The sequence below is a fragment of the Arthrobacter sp. TE12232 genome (genome assembly GCF_054062615.1).
This window is the reverse complement of the sequence record NZ_JBSSFK010000001.1, coordinates 1514682-1539304: the sequence shown is the minus strand read 5'-3', so window position 1 is coordinate 1539304 and position 24623 is coordinate 1514682. Positions and strand designations below refer to the sequence as shown.

Annotated in this window: 19 protein-coding genes; 16 read left to right on the top strand and 3 right to left on the bottom strand. The window is 66.0% G+C overall.

The genetic code is table 11. The features are described 5' to 3' along the window. Window positions 1–4: 4 nt before the first annotated feature. Window positions 5–439: a pyridoxamine 5'-phosphate oxidase family protein gene (locus ACVWZ7_RS06730; RefSeq protein WP_116768482.1), complete on the bottom strand. Its 435-nt coding sequence runs from the start codon at window positions 437–439 to the stop codon at window positions 5–7. Window positions 440–630: 191 nt separating this feature from the next. On the opposite strand from ACVWZ7_RS06730, the gene ACVWZ7_RS06725 reads away from it, so the two are divergent. Beyond that, window positions 631–1287, top strand: coding sequence for a DUF6318 family protein (locus ACVWZ7_RS06725; protein WP_456507375.1), 657 nt, complete (start codon window positions 631–633; stop codon window positions 1285–1287). A 468-nt stretch (window positions 1288–1755) separates the two neighbouring features. Next, window positions 1756–2202 carry a PKD domain-containing protein gene (locus tag ACVWZ7_RS06720; RefSeq protein ID WP_456507374.1) on the top strand — a complete coding sequence of 149 codons (447 nt, stop codon included), beginning with the start codon at window positions 1756–1758 and terminating at the stop codon, window positions 2200–2202. Window positions 2203–2222: 20 nt separating this feature from the next. Here the strand turns inward: ACVWZ7_RS06720 and ACVWZ7_RS06715 are convergent, their stop codons facing one another. Next, window positions 2223–3560 carry a helix-turn-helix domain-containing protein gene (locus tag ACVWZ7_RS06715; RefSeq protein WP_344363723.1) on the bottom strand — a complete coding sequence of 446 codons (1338 nt, stop codon included), beginning with the start codon at window positions 3558–3560 and terminating at the stop codon, window positions 2223–2225. A gap of 216 nt (window positions 3561–3776) precedes the next feature. Here ACVWZ7_RS06715 and ACVWZ7_RS06710 point away from each other — a divergent pair, with 216 nt between their 5' ends. From ACVWZ7_RS06710 to ACVWZ7_RS06655, 12 genes are all read left to right on the top strand, one after another. Further along, window positions 3777–5567: an NAD(P)-binding domain-containing protein gene (locus ACVWZ7_RS06710; RefSeq protein ID WP_456507373.1), complete on the top strand. Its 1791-nt coding sequence runs from the start codon at window positions 3777–3779 to the stop codon at window positions 5565–5567. A 143-nt stretch (window positions 5568–5710) separates the two neighbouring features. Further along, window positions 5711–6766 carry a 2,3-butanediol dehydrogenase gene (locus ACVWZ7_RS06705; protein WP_116768486.1) on the top strand — a complete coding sequence of 352 codons (1056 nt, stop codon included), beginning with the start codon at window positions 5711–5713 and terminating at the stop codon, window positions 6764–6766. Between the two features lie 82 nt (window positions 6767–6848). Beyond that, complete coding sequence (locus ACVWZ7_RS06700; RefSeq protein ID WP_456507372.1) at window positions 6849–7919, top strand: alkene reductase; 1071 nt, start codon at window positions 6849–6851, stop codon at window positions 7917–7919. Window positions 7920–8671: 752 nt separating this feature from the next. Then, complete coding sequence (locus ACVWZ7_RS06695; protein WP_456507371.1) at window positions 8672–9382, top strand: GntR family transcriptional regulator; 711 nt, start codon at window positions 8672–8674, stop codon at window positions 9380–9382. Between the two features lie 146 nt (window positions 9383–9528). Then, window positions 9529–10533: a sugar phosphate isomerase/epimerase family protein gene (locus ACVWZ7_RS06690; protein WP_456507370.1), complete on the top strand. Its 1005-nt coding sequence runs from the start codon at window positions 9529–9531 to the stop codon at window positions 10531–10533. Between the two features lie 98 nt (window positions 10534–10631). Next, the gene (gene dhaL / locus ACVWZ7_RS06685) at window positions 10632–12398 is read left to right on the top strand and encodes a dihydroxyacetone kinase subunit DhaL (protein ID WP_456507369.1); all 1767 of its coding nucleotides are present in this window, start codon (window positions 10632–10634) and stop codon (window positions 12396–12398) included. After that, window positions 12395–12877: a ribose-5-phosphate isomerase gene (locus ACVWZ7_RS06680; RefSeq protein WP_116768491.1), complete on the top strand. Its 483-nt coding sequence runs from the start codon at window positions 12395–12397 to the stop codon at window positions 12875–12877. Before dhaL ends, ACVWZ7_RS06680 begins: the two co-directional genes overlap by 4 nt. A 2-nt stretch (window positions 12878–12879) precedes the next feature. After that, window positions 12880–13902, top strand: coding sequence for a 3-hydroxyacyl-CoA dehydrogenase family protein (locus ACVWZ7_RS06675; protein ID WP_456507368.1), 1023 nt, complete (start codon window positions 12880–12882; stop codon window positions 13900–13902). Between the two features lie 37 nt (window positions 13903–13939). Next, entirely contained in the window at window positions 13940–14707 is a 768-nt protein-coding gene (locus ACVWZ7_RS06670; protein WP_456507367.1) for an SDR family NAD(P)-dependent oxidoreductase, read from the top strand. Window positions 14708–14719: 12 nt separating this feature from the next. Next, the gene (locus ACVWZ7_RS06665; protein WP_456507366.1) at window positions 14720–14848 is read left to right on the top strand and encodes a hypothetical protein; all 129 of its coding nucleotides are present in this window, start codon (window positions 14720–14722) and stop codon (window positions 14846–14848) included. A 140-nt stretch (window positions 14849–14988) separates the two neighbouring features. Continuing rightward, a complete protein-coding gene (locus tag ACVWZ7_RS06660; RefSeq protein WP_456507365.1) occupies window positions 14989–16338 on the top strand; it encodes an MFS transporter in 1350 nt (449 codons plus the stop codon). Between the two features lie 61 nt (window positions 16339–16399). Further along, the gene (locus ACVWZ7_RS06655; RefSeq protein ID WP_456507364.1) at window positions 16400–17257 is read left to right on the top strand and encodes a triose-phosphate isomerase family protein; all 858 of its coding nucleotides are present in this window, start codon (window positions 16400–16402) and stop codon (window positions 17255–17257) included. Window positions 17258–17502: 245 nt separating this feature from the next. Here the strand turns inward: ACVWZ7_RS06655 and ACVWZ7_RS06650 are convergent, their stop codons facing one another. Continuing rightward, window positions 17503–21129, bottom strand: coding sequence for a TM0106 family RecB-like putative nuclease (locus ACVWZ7_RS06650; RefSeq protein WP_456507363.1), 3627 nt, complete (start codon window positions 21127–21129; stop codon window positions 17503–17505). A gap of 218 nt (window positions 21130–21347) precedes the next feature. On the opposite strand from ACVWZ7_RS06650, the gene ACVWZ7_RS06645 reads away from it, so the two are divergent. Further along, entirely contained in the window at window positions 21348–21953 is a 606-nt protein-coding gene (locus ACVWZ7_RS06645; protein ID WP_456507362.1) for an SOUL family heme-binding protein, read from the top strand. Window positions 21954–21977: 24 nt separating this feature from the next. After that, window positions 21978–24473, top strand: coding sequence for a Tex family protein (locus tag ACVWZ7_RS06640; RefSeq protein WP_456507361.1), 2496 nt, complete (start codon window positions 21978–21980; stop codon window positions 24471–24473). The last annotated feature ends 150 nt before the right edge of the window (window positions 24474–24623 follow it).

Genomic DNA, 24623 nt, shown 5'->3' with positions numbered 1-24623 from the left:
GGCCTTAGATCTCCCGTTCAGGGTGTTCGCCGAACTGGAAGTGTCGGCCACTGACAGACGCTGGCGTAATTTCTACGTAGAAGTCCTTCAATGTTGGAACCCAGGGTTTCAGTCCGAGGGCCTCGGCTTCGGCGATATCGGCCGATTGGTCAAGAACGCGCGCAGTGCCTCGCAGGACCACAGACCACGCTTCCTCGGACAAAATGCCGTCCGTTTCGAAAAGCACCTTCGAATTGATGGTGAGCTCGGCCAATTTGTTTCCCGGGGCGGTGCGGAGGAACAATTTCCGGCCGCTGACCGCGTAGTTCACAGGGAAGATGTCGGGGTCTCCGGCCACGGTGACCACGAGCCTGCCGTGTTTTGTGCCCTCGATCAGTTTCCAGCTTTGCTCGTCGTCCAGCTTGAGGATGGGATTGCCGTCTTCGTGTTCGAACATCATGGGTTCATTGTTCTGAAACGAGCCGACGATTGCTAGGGGCTAAAGGACTGACGGCCCGCCGTCCGGCACGGCGAAAGCCTCGTCAATCAGGTGCCTGTGGATAACTTTGTTGCCCAAAATGTGACGTCGGTTACCCTTAAGCAATTGCTTGGCTTCGCGCGTCTTGATTTCTATCGGGGGAGTAGCTGACCATGACATCTCGCAGTTCGTTATCCGGTCCCTGGCGCGCCTGCACGGTTGCCGTGGTGTCGCTCTCCCTGATGTCGGTCTCCGCTTGTACCGGAGGTGGAGCGCCACCTCCCGGATCCTCACCTTCCGAGTCCCAAAGCTCGGCCGCATCGACCACTCCGAGCGCCACTCCGACGCCCACGGCCGCTTACAAACCCGCCGACGCCTCGGGTAGGGCTCAGAACGTCCCTGTTCCGGTACTGCCCGAGGCAGCGAAAGCGGAAACTAAGGAAGGGCTTGAGGCGTTTGCCCGGTACTGGTACGCGCTCTTGAATTATTCATACGAGACCGGTGATTTATCCGGCATCAACTCCATCTCCGGCCCTTCATGTGCCCTCTGTGGAAAAGTCTTTCCTGGGATCCAGAAATGGAATGCAGAGGGAAGATGGATAGTCGGCGCTACCGTCACCGTCCATGCGGTCCAGTCAAGATTCGTCAAAACGCCGAATGGAGATTTCCAAGTTGCCATCCAGTCTCAACAAGCGGCGGGATCGTTGAAGAATGCAGACGGAACTGAAGCGCAGGTAGTTTCCGAGTCCGCCATGTTGGGGGACTTGATGGTTGCCAGATATGAGGGGGGACGTTGGGCCGTCCAGAACGTTGATCGGCTCGGGGGCTGAGCCATGTCCGCCGGAGCTGCATTGCGGTCGATTGTGACAACTTTCCTAGTAGCGGCAGGTCTTCTGGTGGCTCCGATGTCTGCGGTGGCCAACGACTCGGACGTCTCCTGGAACAAGTCCGGACTTGGTGTGTGGCGCTACGACTCAGGCGTTGGAGTATGGGTGGATGCGCCAGGTGCTCTATCGGAAGACCCGAACACTTATCGATTTGAATACCTCTGTCTTGACCCCACAAAGAATAATTTCGACATTGCTTGCCTGGCAGGTGCAGTGCGGTGTGACCAAGGGACTGACGGGCGCCCCGTAAGGTGGTATTCATCGCTGAAAGTTTTCATTCCCCCGATATGGTCAACGATTCGTCCCGATCGGTGCGTCTATTCAGAGAATCCTGACGATGTACTCGGCAGAATCTCGGCGCAGATCCAGACTAAATTTCAGCAGCTGCCAGTCAGTCCAGGAAATGCCGTCATGCAGCCGAGTCCACACACACTCCGAGGCGCCGAGACAAATTTTTACGCGGAAGCTGTCGAGCAAACCTTTGGCGTCGACATGCTGGGCCAGAGGGTCTCCATTGTGGCGAAACCCGTCGAATACACCTGGAACTACGGCGACGGCACGTCGCTGGGTCCGCAAACGGCGCCCGGCGGACCGCTTCCGCAGTACCGGTGGGGCGAGAAGACCCTGACGAGCCACGTCTACGCCCAGACCGGCGACTTCCCGGTGGTGCTGACAACGCATTTCCAAGGCACCTACTCCGTAAATGGAGGACCGGCGCTGCCGATTCCCGGCCAAGGACAATTCAGCTCGCCCCCGCAGACCATCAGCGTCTGGCGGTCGATCACCAGGAATTACGCGGACACGTGCCTGCAGAACCCCCAAGGCCAAGGCTGCCCCGGCGTCGCGCCGCCTCCCTGAGGCGGCACCACAGCCCGTGGCTAGGCTCGCAACTCCCGGTCTACCCGGTCCATCCGGGCGCTCACCAGCTGGCAGCGGGGATCACCCGGTCCGAGCAATGCGGCCGCGGCCGCCGCCGTTGCCGTGTCGGAGGATCCCATATCGCTTGTGCACCATTGCAGCATCAGCCCAGCATCGCCGCTGGACCGTACGGAGGCCCCCACTGCCAGGTTGAGCTCGTCGCGCATAAACCCGACCGCCAAATTGGTCGAACGGGTGAGCAGTTTCGCCGGGTAAGCCGCAAAGGCTTCGGCCACACGCCCCTCCCGCAGATGGCCGGCCACGACCGAGGCATCCGTCACGACGGTGACGGTTGGCGAGAATCGGTAGGGGTTCGCTTCCACGACATCGCCCAGGATGCTGCGGATCCGGTGCATCTCGGTCCGGATCGCCGCCCCGGTTCCCGCGTCGCCATGGATCTCGTACGCCAGTTCGTCGGCACTCCAGCCCTGGTCGCGCGAGGCCAACAGAGCCAGGATCTCGGCACGGCGCAACGTCAGCGGGCGTCTGGTGCCGCCGTCGAGCGCCGCCGATGGTGAGTCTCCCAGCAGCCGCAGCAGCAGCTGTTCCCGGGCGCCGCCGTCGCGCAGTGTCCGCTCGTCACGTAGTGCCGGCTGCCCCGGACGCCGGACGCCGCCGCCGGGAGCCGGAACCGATTTCAGCAGTTCCTCCGCAAGCCGCACCCCACACCGGACCAGCCGCAGGCTGTCCGGCGTGACCGATTCGAACGGACCGGAGACGTCCAGGACGCCGACGATTTCGCCCGTCAAAGGATCGCGAATGGGGGATGCGGTGCACGCCCACTCATGATGGGTCCGCACAAGGTGCTCGGCCGAGAAGAGCTGCGCCGGGGCGCCGGTCACCAACGCCTCGCTGATGGCGTTGGTGCCGACGCCGGACTCGGACCAGTCGGCGCCCTCGACGAACTCCAGGGAGTCCGCGAGCCGCAACGCCTGCTTACTGCCAACGCGCCACAGGACTTCGCCCTCGTGGTCAGTCACGATCAGCAAATGGCGGCCGGTCACGGTCTCATCGGCCAGCAACTGCGACAGCGCGGGCATGACAGCGGCCAGCCGGTGGCCGGCACTTAGGGAGCGCGCCTCCGAGACCTCATGCCGGTGGGGCGGCCGGTGCTGGTCCGGATTGATGCCCAATGCCAGAGACCGCTGCCAGGACTTGATGAGCGACGGCGGCAGGTGCGGATCCGGATTGCCGGAAATAGTGGCCTCGTGAGCCGCCCGGAGCGTCCGGGCGTACTCCGCCGGCGCCGAAAACCTGAGGTCTGAGGGGTGCGTGATGGAGCCATTGCCCTGCCGCATGCTCATTCTCCCAACTCGCCCTCGAATCGTCGCACCCGGCCGGTTCCCCGCCGCTTCGCCGCCGCCGTCGGCTGCTGTGAGCGCCGGACAACGGCTTGAGAGCTCCGTGTAACCCGATTGTAACCCCCTGCGACTTTTACTTGTGATGCGGGTCACTGTGTGGTCTAGGGGTCACGCAACGGGAGCGACCCACTGTCAGCAATAGAAAGAGGAATCATGCCTGAGACACCAAACGGCGTCGTCGGGGCGTGGTTGGCGCAGTTCGAAGAGGCACTGCGCAGCCACAACACGGACGCCGCACTGGAGCTTTTCGACGACGATTCGTACTGGCGCGACTTCGTCTCCTTCACCTGGAACCTCAAGACCCTCGAGGGTAAAGAGGACATTCGTCGCATGCTGGAGGCGACCCTTGACGACGTGCAGCCCAGCAACTGGGCCCTCGCCGAGGACGCCACCGGGGACGCTGCGAACGCCGAGGCCTGGGTCAATTTCGAGACCGGCCAGGCCCGCGGCTACGCCCATCTGCGTCTCCGCAACGGCAAATGCTGGACCCTGCTCACCACCATGCAGGAGCTCAAGGGCTTTGAGGAAAAGAAGGGGCCGAACCGGGAGAAGGGAGTGGCCCATCAGATCACGAAGGGCCGCAAGTCCTGGTTGGAACTGAAGGAAGAGCAAGAAGCGCGGCTCGGCTACGAAGACCAGCCCTACACCGTGATTATCGGCGGCGGCCAGGGAGGGATCGGGCTGGGTGCGAGGCTGCGCAGGCTCGGCGTGCCCACCATCATCATCGAAAAGAATGAGCGCGCGGGTGACTCGTGGCGCAACCGCTACAAGTCCCTGCACCTGCACGACCCTGTCTGGTACGACCACCTGCCCTACATGAAGTTCCCCGACGACTGGCCGGTTTTCGCGGCGAAGGACAAGATCGGCGACTGGCTCGAGAACTACACCCGGATCATGGAGCTGAATTACTGGTCCAAGACCGAGTGCACCAACGCCCGCTTCGATGAAGCGTCCCAGGAGTGGGTGGTGGAGGTGGTGCGCGACGGCGAACCGGTCACCCTGCGCCCCAAGCAGCTCGTCTTCGCCCTGGGCGTCTCGGGGTACCCCAGCGTTCCCGTGTTCGACGGCGCCGAGTCCTTCCTAGGGGAGCAATACCACTCGTCCAAGCACCCGGGCGGCGGAGACTGGACCGGGAAGAAAGCCGTGGTTATCGGTTCCAACAATTCCGCGCACGATATCTGCGCGGACCTCTGGGAGCACGGCGCGGACGTCACCATGGTCCAGCGGTCTTCCACGCACATCGCCCGCAGCGAATCCCTCATGGACCTGGCGCTCGGCGGCCTGTACTCCGAACAGGCGCTCGCCAACGGCGTCACCACGGAGAAGGCCGATCTCCTGTTTGCCTCGTTGCCGTACCGGATCCTGCCCGAAGCCCAGATCCCGGTGTATGCGGAGATGGCCGAGCGCGACGCCGAGTTCTATTCCGAGCTGGAGGCTGCCGGCTTTGACCTGGACTTCGGTGTTGACGGCTCCGGATTGTTCCTGAAGTACCTCAGGCGCGGCTCCGGCTACTACATCGACGTCGGTGCCTCCCAGCTGATCATCGACGGCCGGGTCAAGCTCGCCAACGGCGAGATCGGCAAGATCACCGGGAATTCGGTCGTGATGGCCAACGGCACGGAACTGGAGGCGGACGTCATCATTTACGCCACCGGCTATGGGTCCATGAACGGCTGGCTGGCCGATCTGGTCTCGCCCGAGGTGGCCGACGCCGTCGGCAAGTGCTGGGGGTATGGATCGGAGACGCCGAAAGACCCGGGGCCGTGGGAGGGCGAACTACGCAACATGTGGAAGCCCACGAACGTGGAGAACCTGTGGATCCACGGCGGCAATCTGCACCAGAGCCGACACTACTCCAACTACCTGGCGCTGCAGCTCAAGGCAAGGATGGAAGGACTGCCGACGCCGGTCTTCGAGCTTCAGCCCACACACCACGCGCGCTGAATTGAACTGATTCGAACGGCCCGTGACAATCACAGGCACGGCAACCAGACTGGGGTTAAGGCTCCGTTGTGAGAAACCAATGACATTCCGTGGATGCGCCTTACCGGGCGCATCCACGGCCTGGAATGCAAAGGCGATACACCATGAAAGCAGCACGATTTCACGCCCGTAAGGATCTCCGGATCGAAGATATCGCTGAGCCTGAGCTGCGTCCGGGGGCGGTGAAGATCGCGGTCGCCTGGTGCGGCATCTGCGGCACAGACCTCCACGAATTCCTGGAAGGGCCCATCTTCACCCCGCCTCCCGGCAACCCCCACGTACTTTCCCACGAGGCCGCGCCGGTCACCCTGGGGCACGAGTTTTCCGGCACGGTCGAGGAACTCGGGGAAGGGGTCAGTGGCCTGGCGGTCGGAGACAGCGTCGTCGTGGAGCCGTACTTCGTCTGCAATGAATGCGGCCCGTGCCTCAGCGGACACTACAACTTGTGCACGAAGCTGGGATTCATCGGTTTGGCGGGCGGCGGTGGCGGCTTGAGCGAGAAGGTGGTCGTCGACGCCCGGTGGGTGCACGCCGTCGGAGACATCCCTCTGGATGAGGCCGCTCTCATCGAACCCCTCGCGGTGGCGTATCACGCCGTCGGCCGCAGCGGGCTCAAGGCCGGGGACGTCGCCGTCGTCGGAGGAGCCGGACCCATCGGCCTGCTCACCGCCGCGGTCCTCAAAGGCATCGGCATCACTACGATCGTCACCGAGTTGTCGACCGCCCGCAAGGACAAGGCGGCCTCGTCCGGGGTTGCCGATCACGTTCTCGACCCGAGCTCAGTTGACGTCAAGGCGCGCGTGCTGGAACTGACCGGCGGCGCAGGGGCCAACGCGGCGTTTGAATGTGCCGGCGTGAATGCCGTGCTGGACACGATGCTCGACGTCGTCAAGCCCGCGGGCGTCGTCGTCAACGTGTCGATCTGGGGGCATCCGGCCACGGTGGACATGCAGAAAGTCGTGCTGAAGGAAATCGATCTGCGCGGCACCATCGCCTACTGCGGTGATCATGCCGCCGCCATCAAGCTCGTCCAGGACGGAAAAGTCGACCTCAAACCCTTCATCACCGGAAGAATCGCCTTGGATGATCTGGTGGACCAGGGGTTCGACACGCTGATCAACCACAACGACACCGCGGTGAAAATCATCGTCCACCCGTAGTGATTCGAGTCTCATCAGGAATAGTTGCAGACGCCTCGCAGTTGCCGCCAGTGAACCCATTTCACTGTGAAAGGAATTGCGCATGCTGTTTTCCCCGATGACCCTCGGCGAGCTGGAACTGCCCAACCGTCTCGTGATGGCGCCGCTGACCCGTCTTCGCTCGGGCCGGGAAGGAATCCCGGGGCCGCTGGTTGTGGAACACTACCGCCAGCGCGCCTCGCTCGGCCTGATCGTCAGCGAGGGCACCTACCCGAGCCACGCAGGCCAGGGCTTCCCGGGCCAGCCCGGCCTGGTCACCCCTGAGCAGCTCGAGGGCTGGTCCAACGTCACTGCGGCCGTCCACGCCGAGGGTGGCCGGATTTTCGCCCAGGTCATGCACGCCGGCCGGGTCACGCACCAGGACACCAACGGCGGTCATGAGGTTGTGGCGCCCAGCGCCATCGCGATCGACGGCGAAACCCGAACCTACGCGGGCAAGCAGCCGTTCCCCGTTCCGCGCGCCCTCACCACCGAGGAACTGCCGGGCATTGTCGACGAATTCGTCACGGCGTCGCGCAAGGCGGTCGAGGCAGGGTTCGACGGCGTGGAGCTGCACTCCGCCAACGGTTACCTGCTCCACGAATTCCTCGCTCCGTCCGCTAACCAGCGCGATGACATCTACGGCGGTTCACCCGAGAACCGCGCCCGCTTTGTCCTCCGAGTGGTCGAGGCCGTGGTTGCAGCCCTCGGCGCGGACCGGGTGGGCATCCGCATTTCGCCGGAACACAACGTCCAGAGCGCCCTCGAGCTGGATGCTGCCGATGTCCGGGAGACCTACGGCCGGCTGGTCGACGGGCTGGCTCCCCTGAAGCTCGCGTACCTCAGCGTCCTCCACAAGGAGCCTACGAGCGCACTCGTCCAGGACCTGCGTGCTCGCTTCGGCGGGACCTTCCTCGTGAACACCGGCTTTGGCGTCATCACGACGCGCGACGAGGCGGTGGCACTCGTGGCCGACGGTCACGCGGACGCCGTCGTCGTCGGACGCCCGGCCATCGCGAACCCGGACCTCGCCCGCCGCTGGCGCGAAGGCCTGCCCGTCAACGAGCCCGACCCCTCCACCTTCTACGCCGCCGGCGCCGAGGGCTACACGGACTACCCGGCCTACCAGAACTAGGCAGCCACGGGGCCACCGGCTGGACATTCCTGCGGGCTCGCATCGCGTGGCACTTGCCCGCGCCACGCCCGCGGCTGGACATGTCCCGCCGGAGCACCCTCTCGCGGCTGGACATGCCCCTCGCCGCACGTCTTGGCCGCTGGACACGCCCAGCGTCGGCCACCAGCAGTGGACAGAATGCCATTCTGTCCACTGCTGGCATTTAACAACGAGCATGTCCCTCATTGACCAGGTCTAAGGCTGGACATGTCCACCGCATCAGTACACCTTGGGCTTACGTCGCGCCTTGAAGCACACCCGCTGCGCACTTTGTGCACTGCGACGGACCCCCGGCTGGACATGTCCCGCCGCGTCCCTCGCGGCTGCGCATCTCCCTCGCGGCACATCATGGCCAGTGGACATGCTCAGTTTCGGCCACGAGCAGCGGACAGAATGCCATTCTGTCCGCTGCTGGCATTTAACAATGAGCATGTCCCTCGTTGAGCGGTCCTGCGGATGGACATGCTCCGCGATGACACGTGCGGCCGGACATGTCCCGCTCCACGTCCCTGGGGCACTGGACATGTCCACTGTTACAACGCGCCACAGGACATGTGCCTTGGCTGGTCGCGTGGCTGGGCATGTCCCGTGGTCCCTTGCCGCTGGTGCAGCCCCCGGGGAGGGACATGTCCACTCGTGAGCGGTGCGAATGAGCATGTCCCGGAGGGAGCCTCCCCACGCACGCTTCCACCCCAGTCCTATAGGATCTGAACATGCAACTAGCTTCCACCGGCAGCGCCTCTGAGGGGCGTCCCGCGGGCCGCCCCGTCAGCCGGCAGGTTCTGGCGGACCACGTCTATGAAGAACTTCTGGCGTCGCTGATGGATGGCCGGCTGGAACCCGGTGCCGCGGTGAGCATCGACGGGACCGCCCGGGAGCTCGATGTTTCACCCACGCCCGTGCGGGAGGCGCTGGCCAGGCTGGAGCACACCGGCATGGTGCGGCGGGTCGCGCTCAAGGGTTACCGGGTTGCTCCGGTGTTCACCCAGGAAGACTTCGCCGAGCTCATGGAGGCCCGGCTTGCGATCGAGCCGGTCAACGCCCGCCTGGCGTGCGTCCGGCTGACGCCGAATCACCTCAAGGAACTGGAACAGGCGGTGGCGGACCTCAAGGACGCGCCGCGCGGGCCGTCCTTTGCCGAATTCCGCGGCTACCTCGAAGCCGACGAGCGGTTCCACCGGCTCATCGCCGAGCAGACCGGCAACCAGTTCATGGTGGCCGCCTATGCCGCCCTCGGCGGACAGATCCAGCGCTTCCGCCTGTTCGGGGGAGTAGGCATCACCGACGCCGACCACGCGATCGCCGAACACCAGGCCGTCCTGGATGCGTTGGCCTCGGGAGACCCGCAGAAGGCTGAGGCCGCCATGGCGGAGCACGTGCACAAGGTGCGCGGCCGGGCCATTGCGGACGCGCCGGCAGACTGACCACCCAGCATTCCCGGAGATCCCTTCACGCGAACGATGAATGCCTATAGGATCTTCGATTGTTGCCAATGACCCCGATGTGACCTTGACAACACCCTTTCGATAGTAAATCCTATAGGAAACAGGATTCCACGAAGGAGTGACCCATGGCTTACACCGCCGAAAACTGGCCCATCACCGCGGCGCTGCTGCAGTTCCCCGGCACCGACGCCCAGGGCACCCCCATCAACGACGCCCCGGCATCCGCCTGGGCCGACGTCCTGCAGGAAGTCAAGGACGCCGGCTTTGCCAACGCGGACCTCACGGACAGCTGGGTCCGCCCCGGCGACCTCAGCGCCGCCCGGCTTGCCGAGTTCAAGCAGACCGCGGACAACGTCGGCATCGGCATCCCCGTCATCTCGGCCATCCGCCGCAGCGTCATCGAGGCCGGCAACTGGGAAGCCAACCTGGCGTACAGCCACCGCACCATCGACGCCGCCGCCGAGCTGGGCTGCGAGGTCGTCTCGTTCGGACTGCATCAGGCCATCACCGCCGAGCAGCAGAAACAGCTCTGGTTCTGGACCGTCGAAGGCTACAAAGACCCGGTGGGGGACAAAGAAGCCTGGAACAACGCCGTCACCCGGCTCCGGGAACTGGGCCGGCACGCGGCCGACGTCGGCGTCCTGCTCTCGCTCGAAATGTACGAGGACACTTATCTCGGTACCGCGGATTCGTCCGTCCAGCTGGTCCAGGACATCGGACTGGCCAACGTCGGCCTCAACCCGGACCTTGGCAACCTCATCCGGCTCCACCGACCGATCGAGGACTGGCGCGAAATGGTCGCCAAGACCCTCCCGTACTCCAACTACTGGCACATGAAGAACTACATCCGCGACGAGGACGTCGCCCGGAACACTTACGTCGCGATGCCGGCCCCGATGGAAAGCGGCCTCATCAACTACCGCGAGGCATTCAAGGTGGCGCTCTCGGTCGGCTTCCAAGGAATCCTCTGCACCGAGCACTACGGCGGCGACGGCCTCAGCGTCACGGCCAGCAACCAGGACTACCTCCGCCGCCAGGTCCTGCCGAAGACCGACGGCTACGCCCTCGGCCAGAGTCAGGTGGCCCAGGGACGGCAGCAGCCCGCGACGGCGGAACTCGCCAGCGTCTGACCCGGCGCCCGGTGCGGCCGTCTAGCCAATTGGGGGCGGCTGCACCACCCCGTTTCACCCCAGATCCACTTCTCCAACACGGATTCAATGAGGAAACCATGACCCAGATCTTCGACAACCCCGCTGACTTTGCGGATGAGGCACTGGACGGCTTCGTGGCAGCCAATCGCGGCTACGTGGCCCGTGTCGACGGCGGCGTCGTCCGCTCCACCGAGGTCCCGGCCGGGCAGGTTGCCCTAGTGGTCGGCGGCGGCTCCGGGCACTACCCGGCTTTCGCAGGCCTCGTCGGGCCCGGACTGGCCACCGCCTCGGCCTGTGGCAACATGTTCGCCTCGCCCGCGGCCGGCCAGGTCTACCGGGTAGCCAAGGTGGCCAACGCCGGTGGCGGCGTGCTGCTGAGCTACGGCAACTACGCCGGTGACGTCCTGCACTTCGGCCAGGCCCAGCTGCGGCTCAATGCCGAAGGCATCGAGACCCGCACCGTCCTGGTCACCGACGATATCGCCAGTGCCCCGCTGGACCAGATCGAGAAGCGCCGCGGCATCGCCGGGGACCTGACAGTCTTCAAGATCGCCGGCGCCGCCGCGGAGGCGGGACTGAACCTGGACGACGTCGAGCGTCTGGCCATCCGCACCAACTACCGCACCCGCTCCCTCGGCGTGGCCTTCGACGGCTGCACCCTGCCCGGGGCGGAGGCGCCGCTGTTCTCTGTCCCTCCGGGGCACATGTCCCTCGGCCTGGGCATCCACGGCGAACCCGGCATCTCCGATCACCCCATGCCCACCGCCTCTGAACTGGCCGGCCTCCTCGTCAGCAAGCTCCTGGCCGACAAGCCGGACGACGCCGGCACCCGCGTGGTCCCAATCGTCAACGGACTCGGCACCGTCAAGTACGACGAACTCTTCCTGCTCTACGGCAAGATCGAGAAACTCCTCACCGCCGCCGGGCTCAACGTGGTGGAACCCGAATGCGGCGAACTCGTCACGAGCCTGGACATGTCCGGTCTCTCCCTGACCCTGCTGTGGCTGGACGAGGAACTCGAGCAGTACTGGGCCGCCCCGGCCGACACTCCGGCGTTCCGCAAGGGCAACCTGGCGTCCCGGGCCCGCCGCGAACTCGCCGGGCCGGAAGCCGAGGAGGCCGCCGACGTCGAACGCCCCACCCCGGCGGCGGCAGCACTCGGGCGGCTGGCCGCAGAGCTCCTCGGGCAGGTGCGCGACGTCGTCGTCGAGCATGAAGAAGAACTGGGCCGGCTGGACGCCATCGCCGGCGACGGCGACCACGGGATCGGTATGCGCCGCGGCGTCGATGCGGCCGTCGCGGCGGCCCGGCAGGCGGCCGCGAACGACGGCGGTGCGTCAGTTGCGCGGATCCTGACCGCTGCGGGGGAGGCGTGGAGCGAACGCGCCGGGGGCACCTCCGGCGCCCTCTGGGGCTCCGCGGTCATCGCAGCCGGGCTGGCCCTGGGCAACCGGGACAGCTACAGCGGCGAGGACGCGGCGGCCGCGGTCACCGCCTTCACCGACGCCATCACCGCTCTCGGCAAGGCCGCGCCCGGGGACAAGACCATGGTGGACGCCCTGCTGCCGTTCCAGGACGCCTTTTTCACGGCGTTCGACGCCGGCACCCCAGTGGCTGCCTCGCTCGCCGCAGCGGCGGCCTCCGCCACGGCCGCCGCAGACCGGACCGCCGAGCTGCGCCCGCTCAAAGGCCGGGCCCGCCCGCTCGCCGAAAAGAGCCTCGGCCACCCCGACCCCGGCGCGGTGTCCTTCGCCCTCATCGCGACGCGGATCTCTGCACACATTTCCCCTACTGGAACCTGGCTCGCCAACCCCGAGCGGGCGGAACAAGGAGCACAAGCATGAGCGCAGCAACAGGCTGGCGCGTCGTCATCGGCAACGATGAGGCCGGCGTCGAATACAAGATCGCGCTGAAGGCGCTGCTCGAAGCGGATCCTCGGGTGGCTTCCGTCCAGGACGTGGGAGTCGGCGCCAACGACGCCACGGCCTACCCACACGTGGCCGTCGACGCGGCCCGGAAAGTCGCCGACGGCGACGCCGACCGGGCGCTGCTGATCTGCGGCACCGGCCTCGGCGTGGCGATCGCGGCCAACAAGGTTCCCGGCATCCGGGCCGTCACCGCCCACGACGCCTACTCCGTGGAGCGCTCGGTCCTGAGCAACAACGCCCAGGTCCTCACCCTCGGCCAGCGCGTCATCGGCCTGGAACTCGCCAAGAAGCTCGTGAGTGAATGGCTGGGCCACCACTTCGACGAAAACTCCTCCTCCGCCGCCAAGGTGGACGCCATCTGCTCTTACGAGCCCGACTACACGAAGGCAGTCTGACCATGACCGAATCAACAACCAACGCCCCGGCTCCTGAAACGAGCACAGCACCGGACACCGCAGGCGCCATCAACGCCGCCCGCAAGATCGCCGTCGTCGGCTCCGGCTACATGGGCGGCGGGATCGCGCAGGTGCTGGCCCTCGGCGGCGCGCGCGTCGCGCTGGCTGACGTGTCCGCCGAAGTGGCGCAGAAGAACTACGAGCGGTTGCTGACGGAATCGGACGAATTCGTTGCCGCCGGGCTGTTCCCGCAAGGCTCCACGGAGCTCCTGAAGGAAAACCTGTGGCCCGCCAAGGACATTGAGGAAGCCGTGGCCGACGCCGACTTCATCGAAGAAGCCGTCCCCGAGGTCATCGCGATCAAGCACCAGACCCTGGCCCGCATCAGCGCCGCCGCCCGCCCGGACGCCATCATCGGATCCAACACCTCCACGATCTCCATCGCGGACCTGTCCGAGCCCGTCAGCCACCCGGAGCGGTTCCTGGGCGTGCACTTCTCGAACCCGTCACCGTTCATCCCCGGCGTCGAAATCATCCCTCACGCCGGCACCTCGGCGGCCACGGTCGGCGCCGTCCGCGACCTCGTGCACGCCGCCGGGAAGCAGACCGCCGTCGTCAAGGACGTGACCGGGTTCGTGCTCAACCGGCTCCAGTACGCGCTGTTCCACGAGGCGGCGCAGCTGGTGGAGCAGGAGATCGCGACGGCGGAAGACATCGACACCCTGGTCCGCACCACTTTCGGCTTCCGGCTGCCGTTCTTCGGACCGTTCGCCATCGCCGACATGGCCGGGCTGGACGTCTATAACTTCTGCTACAAGTCCCTTCAGACCGACTTCCCCGAACGCTTTGCGACGCCGCAGATCCTCACCGATCTGGTGGAGGCAGGCAAGCTGGGCACCAAGTCCGGCGCCGGATTCCTCAACGTGCCGGCCGAGCGCACACCGGAGCTGATCGCGTACCGGAACAAGGCGTACGTGGCCATGCAGCAGCTCCTGGAGGACCTTGGTCCCGCCCCGATCAACTGAACCCACTTCTTCTTTCGCACTCTTCAGGAGCAATCCCATGAGCATTTTCCCCGCCGAACGCACGGCAATCGTCACCGGCGCCGTGTCCGAGCGCGGCATCGGCCGCGCCACCGCCAGCTACCTCGCGGCGCAGGGCTGGAACGTCGGCATCATTGACCTCGACGACGCCCGCTGCAAGGCAACGGCGAAGGAACTGGCCGCGGAGCACGGCGTCAAGGCCTACGGCGCGGGCGCCAACGTCGGCGACGAGGCATCCGTCCGTGCCGCCATCGACGAGATCGAGGCCGAGCTGCCCCAGATTGTGGCCCTCGCCAACGTGGCCGGCGTCAGCTCGCCGGTCCCGTACCTGGAACTTGACGCCGCCGAATGGGACCGGGTGCTCGGCATCAACCTCAACGGTGTCCATTACGCCACCCGCCGCGTGGCTGAATCCATGGTCAAGAACGGAATCGGGCGGATCGTCAACATCTCCTCGGTCTCCGCCCAGCGCGGCGGCGGGACCTACTCCAAGACGCCCTACTCGGTGGCCAAAGCCGGCGTGATCGGCCTGACCCGGTCCACCGCACGGGAACTGGGCCCCTACGACATCACGGTCAACGCCATCTCCCCGGGCCCCATCGACACCGACATCATGGGCGGCACGCTCAGCGAAGAACGCAAAGACGAACTCACCAAAGACCTCGTGGTCAACCGCGTCGGTTCCACCCGGGACATCGCGGCCGCCATCGCCTTCCTCATCAGCGAGGACGCCGGCTACATCTCCGGCCAGACGCTGAATGTGGATGGCGGACTCTACATGCACTAAGGAAGTAGTCCCGTGGCACATCACAGCAAGACTGCCGCTCCCGCCGGATTCGCGAGCTGGAGCAAAGGACGGAAGATCTATCTCGCCATCGGGATCCTGGCCTGCCTGGCCGGAATCCTGATGATGGCCTTATCCCGTTAGCCGGCGCTTCGCCCGCTCGCTTCACCCATCTGCTTTGCACCTCTGCCTTACACCTCTGCGTCTCCACCCGTTCCATCTGCTCGTTCGACCTGTTCTACCTTCCTGATCTACTCAACTGATTCACTCAATGAGGAGTTTTGATGTCCGTAGCAACAACCTCCACCAGGGATCTCCTGGAGACACCGGTCCTGAAATCGGCCATCTCCAAGGCGTCCCGGCGGCTCATGCCGATGCTCGTCATCCTGTACGTGGTGGCGTTCCTGGACCGCACCAACGTGGGCTTTTCCGAGGCGGCCCTCGGAGTGGACAAGGGCATTAGCGCTGGCGCCTTCGCCTTGGGCGCCGGGATCTTCTTTATCGGCTACGCCTTGTTCGAAATTCCGAGCAACCTGCTCCTGACCAAGTTCGGGGCCAAGGTGTGGCTGGCCCGCATCGCCATCACCTGGGGCATCGTCTCCGCCTGTTTCGCGTTCGTGCAGGGCGAGACGTCCTTCATCATCCTGCGCTTCCTGCTGGGTGTGACCGAGGCCGGCCTGTTCCCGGGTGTCATCATGTTCCTGGCCGCGTGGTTCCCCAACAAAGTCCGGGTCAAGATGTTCGCGATCTTCTACCTCGCGCAGCCCTTTTCCCAGATGATGGGCGCACCGCTGTCCGGCTGGCTCATCAACATCGGCGACCAGGTCCCCGGCGTCCAGGGCTGGCAGGTCATGTTCTTCGTCGAAGGCATGCTGGCCGTCCTGGCCGGTGTCGCGGCGTACTTCTTCCTCATCAACAGCCCGCAGGACGCCAAGTTCCTGGAGAAGGACGAGAAGAAGGCGCTCCTGGACGTCATGGCCTTGGAGGACGGCGTCAAGGAAGAGACCGGCCCGCGCGGTGTGCTGGCTGCCATGAAGAACGGCAAGGTCTGGTACTTCACGGTCATCTACTTCTGCCTGCAGGTCGCCGTCTACGGCGTCACCTTCTACCTGCCGCAACAGGTGGCGCAACTGACCGGGCAAAAGGTGGGCCTCGCCGTCGGACTCATGGCGGCAATCCCGTGGTTCTTCGGCATCTTCGCCTGCTACTTCATTGGCAGGGCGGCTAACACCGTGGTCCGCCGCCGGGTCTGGGGCACCGGGCTCTTCATCTCCACCGGTCTATGCATCTTCGGCTCGGCTTGGGCCGGTGCCAACCACATTCCGGCCCTCGGCATCGTCTTCATCAGCCTGGCCGTCTGCAGCTTCCTGTCCATCGGTCCCATCGCGTGGTCCTACCCGACGGCGTTCCTGACCGGAACTGCGGCAGCCGCAGGCATTGGCCTGATCAACTCGCTGGGCAACCTGGGCGGCTTCGTCGCCCCGATCCTGCGGACGTCCGTCAACCAGATCACGGCATCCGACACCGGAACCATGGGTGTCTATGCCCTGGGCGTGCTGCCGTTCCTGGCCGCGGTCATGATGTTCGCAACCAAGAGGTTCCGGAACAAGGCCGACGAGCTGCTGGAGCAGTAACCGGCTTACACGTCGCAGCCCCCAACTTCGCAGTCCCTGGACCCAGCAGAAAGCACCCGCAATGCAGCAGACTTCCAGCCGCCAGACGTCCCGCCAGAGCATTCTGGTGGGCGTCAGCACCAAGATGTACCTGGGCTACCGGGACAGCCTGGCGTGGCTGGAGCAGTTGCGGAATGAAGTGGACGCCCGTCCGGCCCTCGCGGCCGGGCGGGTTGTCCCGTTTGTAATTCCGTCCTTCCCCGTCCTGCCCGCGGCAGCCCGGCTACTAGAGGGGTCGCCGCTGCTGCTCGGGGCGCAGAACTGTGGCTGGGCCGACGGCCCGTGGACCGGGGAAGTGGCTCCGTCCATGCTCGCGGAGCTGGGCGTCCGCCTCGTGGAAATCGGCCACGCCGAACGACGCCGGCACTTCGGCGAAGACGACGCCATGGTGGCCCTCAAGACTCGGGCAGCCGACGACGCCGGGCTTACGCCCTTGCTGTGCGTGGGGGAGACCGAGGCCGGGGAGTCGGCTGCCGCGGCGGACCATGTGTACCGCCAGATCGCATCGGCCGTCGACGGCGACTGGAACCGCGCCGGCCGTTTGGTGGTGGCCTACGAACCGGTCTGGGCCATCGGCGCGGCAGAGCCGGCGGCCGCGGCCTACGTGTCCGACGTCGTCCGCGGGCTCCGCGGGCGCCTGGCCACGGCCGGGGTGCCCGGGCTTCCGATCATCTACGGCGGTTCGGCCAAGCCCGGTCTGCTGCCCACGCTCGAGGGTGTCTCCGGCCTGTTCCTGGGCCGCTTCGCGCACAACCCCGCGAACTTCGGGTGCGTGCTCGACGAGGCACTGCTGCTCACGGGCGCCCGCGGGACATGTCCAGCCCTGACCGCGAGCGATGGACATGATGCCTTGATGTCCCTTGGTCACGACAAAGAATGAGCATGTTCCTTGGGGTCACGCGTGAACAATGAGCATGTCCCGTGTTGTAGCTGCCTGTGAATGAGCATGTCCCATGCTGTAACAGCCTGTGATTGGGCATGTTCTCCGACATGGCTAGCGAAGCGTGAGCATGTCCAGCCCTGACCGCGAGCGATGGACATGATGCCCTGATGTCCCTTGGCCAAGGCAAAGAATGAGCATGTCCCTCGAAATGACGAGTGAACAATGAGCATGTCCCCTTGGAGCTAGGCGCGGACTGACCTTTGGCACAGGCCGATGAACCGACCCAGCTGTTCCAGGCCCTCGGGATGTGTGGGGAGATAGTTGGTCAACTCCGGCGCGCGGACAATGACCGCACGCCACTGCCCGCGGGACACCGCCACGTTGATCCGGTTGGTCGAGAGCAGGAACTCCATTCCCCGGGGCGCCTCCGCCACTGCCGAACACGCCATGGACACGATCACCACGGCGGCTTCCTGACCCTGGAACTTGTCCACGGTTCCCACCTTCACACGCAGCAGCCCGGCAGCATTGAGGGCCTCGCGGATCAGGTTGACCTGCGCGTTGTAGGCCGCCACCACGAGGACGTCGGTTTCCGCCAGCGGCCGGGTGCCGTCCTCCGTGTGCCAACCGCGGCCCACATGCCGCTGCACCTGCCGGACCACTTCGTCAGCCTCCTCGCGCGAGGACGTGACGTTACCCTGGTGCTCGACCATCACCGTTTCGATACCCGCGGCAACACCGTCCAGGCGCCGGGCGTCGGCGGCCGGTGCCGAGACGAGCCGTCCCTCGTAGGAGAGTTCGGACACGGCCCGGCACAACGGCGACGTCATCCGCCACGAGTCCGCAAGGAAGTATCCGAGTTCGGGCGGCAGGGTGGCGTGACCGGCGGAGATCCAGCCGAGGGCCGAGGCGTCGACCGGCTCAGGGTGTGAACCCTGGCTGACCTGGGGAAGCTGCTGCGGGTCGCCGAGCAGCAGGAGCCGGCTGCTGGCCTGCGCCACGGCGAGGGTATTGGCCAGCGAGAACTGACCGGCCTCATCGATCACCAGCAGATCGAGCGAGCCGCGCGGCACGGTGGCCCCGGTCATCGTCCACGCGGTGCCTCCGATGAGGGCGCCGCCGGGGGACTCGAGCAGCCGTGCCACATCCTGGGCGGAACGCTGGCTCCAGGGCAGCGGATCCCGGTGCTTGACGTCTTTCGCGACCCGGGCGGGATCGACGCCGGCCTTTGTGACTGCGGTCCGCAACAGATTTTCGACCACCGCATGCGACTGGCCGACGACGCCAACCTTCCACCCGCGGGAGACGAGCCGGGCGATCACGTGCGATCCCACATGGGTCTTGCCCGTCCCCGGGGGCCCCTGGACCGCCACGTAGGAATGGTCCAAGGCCCCGACGGCCTCCGTGATGGCGTCAACGAAGCGTTCCGGGCCCTGTCCCGGCACCGGCAGGGGCGCCCCCGAGGCAAGCCGCGGAAGCACTCTGCGCACGAGGTCGAGGGCTGGATGCTTCCCGAACCGGCTGGCTCCGGACCGGGAAGCGCGCAAACCCGCCGCGACGTCGTCGGCCAGCGCCGCCAACGCCTCCTCCAGATTCTTGGTGGCGATGGGCTGGTCTTCGGTCAGCGCCATCGGCAGTTGGGCGTACGGCTCGATGTTCCTCTTCAGCTTGTCCCGGATGATGACCGTGTCCCGGCCGTCTTCCTCGCCAAGTTCCAGAACTTCCGTGCCGAACCAGCCGTTCCGGCCGGTCCCGTTGATGCCAGTGCCTGCGAGTCCCGCGGGGAGCGGGGGCTCGTACATGCGGAACCAGATGCTTCCTTCACGCAGATCCGAGCCGGCGGTCACGGTACCGATCAGCTTCACCCTGCGTTCGGGCAGCTTGGTCCCGTCCCTCCACCAGTCCTCGAGGGCCACAGCGTCCTCGACCAGGAACACGTTGCGGTCCTGCGGGTGGCGCGCGTCCGGTCCGTTCTCGCACCGGTCGAAGTGGGCCCACCAGAACGCCTTGCGTTCGCGACGGTGGTAGCTCACGGCCGCAGCGAGGATGGCGACCGCTTGTCGATCCGCGTCCGGCAGCCCCGAATCTGGCTCGAGGAACTCGGCCAGGGCAAGCTCAGCGGGTCCGAGGCCGGCATCTGCCTCGGCGTGATCGGCGGGGGCGCGAAGTTCGGCCGGGACCGCTTCCGCTCCGGTGCCCTGCCCGGTACCCGGTCCGATCCCGCGCTCCCGGGCCAAGCCCAAGAGCCAGTTCCGCAGCTCCAGCGTGGAGAGGCAGTCGTATTCGTTGTAGTCGGAGATCCCGGAGAGGATTCTGGCTGCCTCCTCGGGCTGATCGGAGTCGCGGGCCTCGCAGTACTGGGCGTAGGCAACAACCGAGGCTCCGGCGTCTTTCACGTCCCCCGAACGCAGGTTTGTCCCCATATACAGCGGCTCAAGCTTCTTGATGCTGTATGAGTTCTCGGAAATCCGGATGCTGTTCCGGACGGTCTGGTAGAGGTCCACCAAAAGCCCCTCACGCAGCCAGCGGTCGACGGTGTCCTCGCCGGCCACGTGCATCACGGAGAGCTTGCGGAGGGCCGTCTTCTCATAGGCGGCATAGTGGTAGACGTGCATATCCGGGTACGTCTGCCGGCGTTGCTCCACATAGTCAAGGAAATCCAGGAACGCCTGCTTCTCGGCCTCCCGGCTGTGCGCCCAGAAGGGCCGGAAAACCCCGGGGACGCCGGGCTGCGTCGGTGCTTCGATGACGCCGAACAGGTACTCCAGCCCCCAGACCCCCGTGGCGCTTTCCTGCCAGAGAGGGTCGCCCTCAAAATCGAAAAAGATGTCGCCCTCGCAGGGCGACGGCAGTTCCGCCAGCGCGTTTTCCGGAAGCACCGCAAAGCGGATGATGTGCTCTTCGCCGTCCTTGACGTACCGGACTTCCCCGTCGTAGGCGCCAACGCCGCTTTGCATTCGGGCCTGGTCCTGCAGGCGACGCAGCGCGCTGTTCGCCCCGGGAAGGTGTGCCTCGGCGAGGTCCTTGACCGTAAAGATTTTCCGTTCGTGCAGTGCCTTGCGCTGCGCGGAGTTCATCCGCGCCACGAGGAGGAGATCATCGGTGGCCTTGACCATCTCCTGGCAGTAATCGCACCGGCCGCAGGCGGTCAGCCCGGGCGCACCCCATTGCGCGGTGTTGGGCTGTGCCATGTGCGTAGAAGTCAGGGTGAGGAAGCGCTCGCGCCTCTCTAGGAACACCGGCAGGATGTCCGGCAAGTTGTGGTGGCTGCGGAGGTAGTCGAAGCCGCCGCCCGGGAGCGGGACGGTGGCGCCGAGAACCAGGGTGACTGCCGGATCCGGTGCGATGCCGGCCTTCAGGAGCTGGTCCCCATAGGCGGCAAGTTGAAGCAGTGCCGTCACCTTTGCGTGGCGCGCCAGCTTGGTGTCGAACACGGCGTAGCTTCCGTCCGGCTGCCGCACCAGGAAGTCGGAGCGGCCATGGAACTGGCCGTCGAAGAAGGCTGCTTGGAAGACGACGTCGGCGCCCGCCCGCAGTGCCTCGATGGACTCGGCGTGCTTAGCCGCCAAGGTGGCGCGATCCATGCTGTCGGCAGGAGCGACGTCGTACACTCCGCGTCCGGTGGCCGGATCCCAGGCGCCGAACTCTTCGACGAAATCCGCGAGGACCCTGCGCTCGTGGACGTCGCCCAGCTTGGCGGCGTGTTCGAGCATCTCGTCGACGCCAAAGTCCGGTTTGGGGGAGCGGCCCAGCTTCTCGTCGAGCTTGCGGAGCAGTTGGTACTCGCAGCTGGCAGCCACCACAAGATCGCTCGCGGAGTAGACCAGATCCGGTGATGATCCCGGCACTTCAGGTTCAAGGAAAAACACTGTGCCCCCGTTGTTGCTGGAATGAGCCGGGTCCGGCCTTCTGTTGTTCAAGGTATCAAAGCCCTCTGACAATCACGCCGGAACCAAAAACCACGAAGCCGGAACCAAAAACCACGAAGCCGGAACCAAAAACCACGAAGCCGGAACCAAAAACCACGAACCAGGGGAGCAGTCCGGATCTGGTTCCTGTCGCCGGTTCGGCGTAGGGTCTGAGAACTATGACTGAACAGCAACCCTATGAGCTGGTCCGGCGATACGCGCACTTCGAGTTGCGCCGCTATCCCGCGCATGTTGTGGCCGAAATACAGGTCAACGCAACCTTTGACCGGGCCGGGAATGCCGCCTTCCGGCACCTGTTCAACTACATCACCGGCAGCAATACGGCCCAACAGAAGCTGGCGATGACGGCACCGGTGATCCAGGAGCTCGGTCCTTCGCAGAAGCTGGCGATGACCGCCCCGGTGCTGCAGAGTGGTCCGCTGCCGGGAAGCAAAGATCCTGCTGATTTTGTTGTGGCCTTTGTGCTCCCCGCCGGGTTGACGGCGGAGACCGCCCCGGTCCCGGCGAACCCCGACGTCAAGGTGCGGGCCATTCCCGGGTCCCTGGCAGCTGCTCTTCGGTTCACGGGCAGCGGGTCGGAAGCCGCCTTTGAACGGCACAACACTGGCCTCCAGGCAGCACTGGTGGTCGCCGGGCTGACGGCCGTGGGCCCGCCACGGTTTGCCCGCTTTGATCCGCCCTTCAAACCGTGGCTCCTGCGCCACAACGAGGTTGTTCAGGACGTGCAGGAGCCTGTTACTCCGCTGGCCGAATCAGGCCGCTGACCCGCGTAAGGCAAAATGGACAGGGTGACCCAACTCCCGCAGCGCCCCGCCTCACCCGCCTCCAGCCCGTCGCCCAGGGCCGCGTCCACGCAGACCCAGGAATCGGGCATCGCCGCCCAGATCGCGGCCGAGCTCGGCGTGCAGGCCTGGCAGGTCAAGGCCGCCGTGGATCTGCTCGACGCCGGTTCCACCGTGCCCTTCATCGCCCGGTACCGCAAGGAAGCCACCGGGACGCTGGATGACACCCAGCTGCGCGATCTGGAGGAGCGGCTGCGCTACCTCCGCGAACTTGAGGACCGGCGTCGGACCATCCTCGAAGCGATCGCCGCGCAGGGGGCGCTGACCCCGGAACTGCAGGCCGCCGTCGTCGGGGCCGACACGAAGTCGCGCCTCGAGGACATCTACCTCCCGTTCAAGACCAAGCGGCGCACGAAGGCGCAGATCGCCCGCGAAGCCGGGCTGGAGCCGCTCGCCGACGTGCTGCTGAAGCGCCCGGAGCTGGACCCGGAGCGCGAAGCCGCCAAGTACCTCAACGCCGAACATTCGATCGGGGACGCCGCCGCAGCGCTGGCCGGTGCCCGATCCATCCTGGTCGAGCGTGTGGCCCAGGATGCGGACCTGGCAGAGACGCTGCGCGAACGGCTCTGGACGCAGGGCCGGATGGTGTCCCGGGTCAAGAAGGGCAAGGAGGCCGAGGGCCAGAAATTCAAGGACTACTTCGAGTTCTCCCAGCAGCCGTCCGGGATGCCCTCGCACCGCGTTCTCGCACTGTTGCGCGGCGAAAAAGACGGCGTGCTGGAGCTCGACCTCGCCGAGGCCGCACCGGACGACGACGCCGCCCTCACCGCGGCGCGCGGCCGTTACGAAGCCGCCGTGGCCAGGTTCCTCGGGGTCGCCGACCGCGGCCGGCCCGCCGACGCCTGGCTGTTGCAGACGGCCCAGCTCGCGTGGCGTTCGCGGGTCCTGGCCCGGCTGACCGCCGACCTGCGCAGCCGGATGTTTGCCGCCGCTGAGGACGAAGCCGTGCGCGTGTTCGCGGCCAACCTGCGCGATGTACTGCTCGCCGCACCTGCCGGGAACCGCGCCACCCTGGGGCTGGACCCGGGACTGCGGACCGGCGTGAAGGTCGCAGTGGTCGACGGCACCGGCAAAGTGGTTGCGACGGACACGATCTACCCGCACGCCCCGGCCCGGAAATGGGACGAGGCGCTGCGGACCCTCGTAGGCCTGGCGAAGAAGCACGGCGTCGAGCTCGTGGCGATCGGCAACGGCACCGCGTCGCGGGAGACGGACAAACTCGCCGGCGAACTGATCAAGCAGCTCGGCACCGGATCAGAAACCAAACCCCAGAAGATCGTGGTGTCCGAGGCCGGAGCATCGGTCTATTCTGCATCGGCGCTCGCTGCCGCCGAGCTGCCAGGCATGGACGTGTCCCTGCGGGGTGCCGTCTCGATCGCCCGGAGGCTGCAGGACCCGCTCGCGGAGCTCGTGAAGATCGAGCCGAAGTCGATCGGCGTCGGGCAGTACCAGCACGACGTCACGGCCGCGAAGCTGGACCGCAGCTTGGACGCCGTCGTCGAGGACTGCGTGAACGCGGTCGGCGTGGACGTCAACACGGCCTCGCCGGCGCTGCTGAGCCGGGTGGCCGGCGTCGGGCCCCTGCTGAGCGAGAACATCGTCGCCTACCGGAACGAACACGGCCCGTTCGCGAAGCGCAGCGAGCTGAAGAAGGTCCCACGGCTCGGCGCCAAGGCATTCGAACAGTGCGCCGGCTTCCTGCGGATCACCGGGGGAGCTGAGCCGCTGGATGCCTCCAGTGTGCACCCGGAGGCGTACCCCGTCGCCCGGAAGATCAAGGCGGCAGCGAAGGCCGGCCCGGCCTCCGCGCTGAACCCGCAGGACTTCGTCGACGGATCCTTCGGCCTGCCCACGGTGCAGGACATCATCGCCGAGCTCGAGAAGCCCGGCCGGGACCCCCGTCCGGCCTTCGCGGCAGCGGCGTTCTCGGAAGGGATCGAGAAGATCTCAGACCTCAGGCCTGGCATGGTGCTGGAGGGTACGGTGACCAACGTGGCGGCATTCGGCGCATTCGTGGACGTCGGCGTGCACCAGGACGGGCTGGTGCACGTGTCTGCGCTGGCCAACCGGTTCGTCTCCGACCCGCGCGAAGTGGTGAAGTCCGGGCAGGTGGTCCGGGTCAAGGTGCTGGAAGCCGATCCGGAGCGGAAACGCATCTCCCTCACGCTAAGGCTCGACGACGAACCGGCAGCTTCCGGCGGCAGCTCACCTTCGTCCCGGGGCCGGGCAGGCAACAGCCCCGGCACGCCTAAGCCTGACACGTCGCGGCCAGCTCAGCCGTGGGCCGGTCAGCCCCGGAGTGGACAGCAGCAGGCAGGCCAGCAGCAGGGCCGGCCGCAACAGTCCCAGCCGCAACGGTCGGCCTCCCAGCCGAGGTCCACGCCGTCGCCCGTCAACACCGCGATGGCGGAGGCGCTCCGAAAAGCCGGCCTCGGCAAGTAGGCCTCGGCAAGTAGGCCTCGGCAAGTAGCCGCCCCCCGGACGCTATTGCCACCCACTCGGCTACCGCTCATCGCTGAACAGCTACCGCTCGGCGCATAAATAATACGTTTGCTGACGATCTGCACCATGATTGCCGGAGGCAACGGTCTG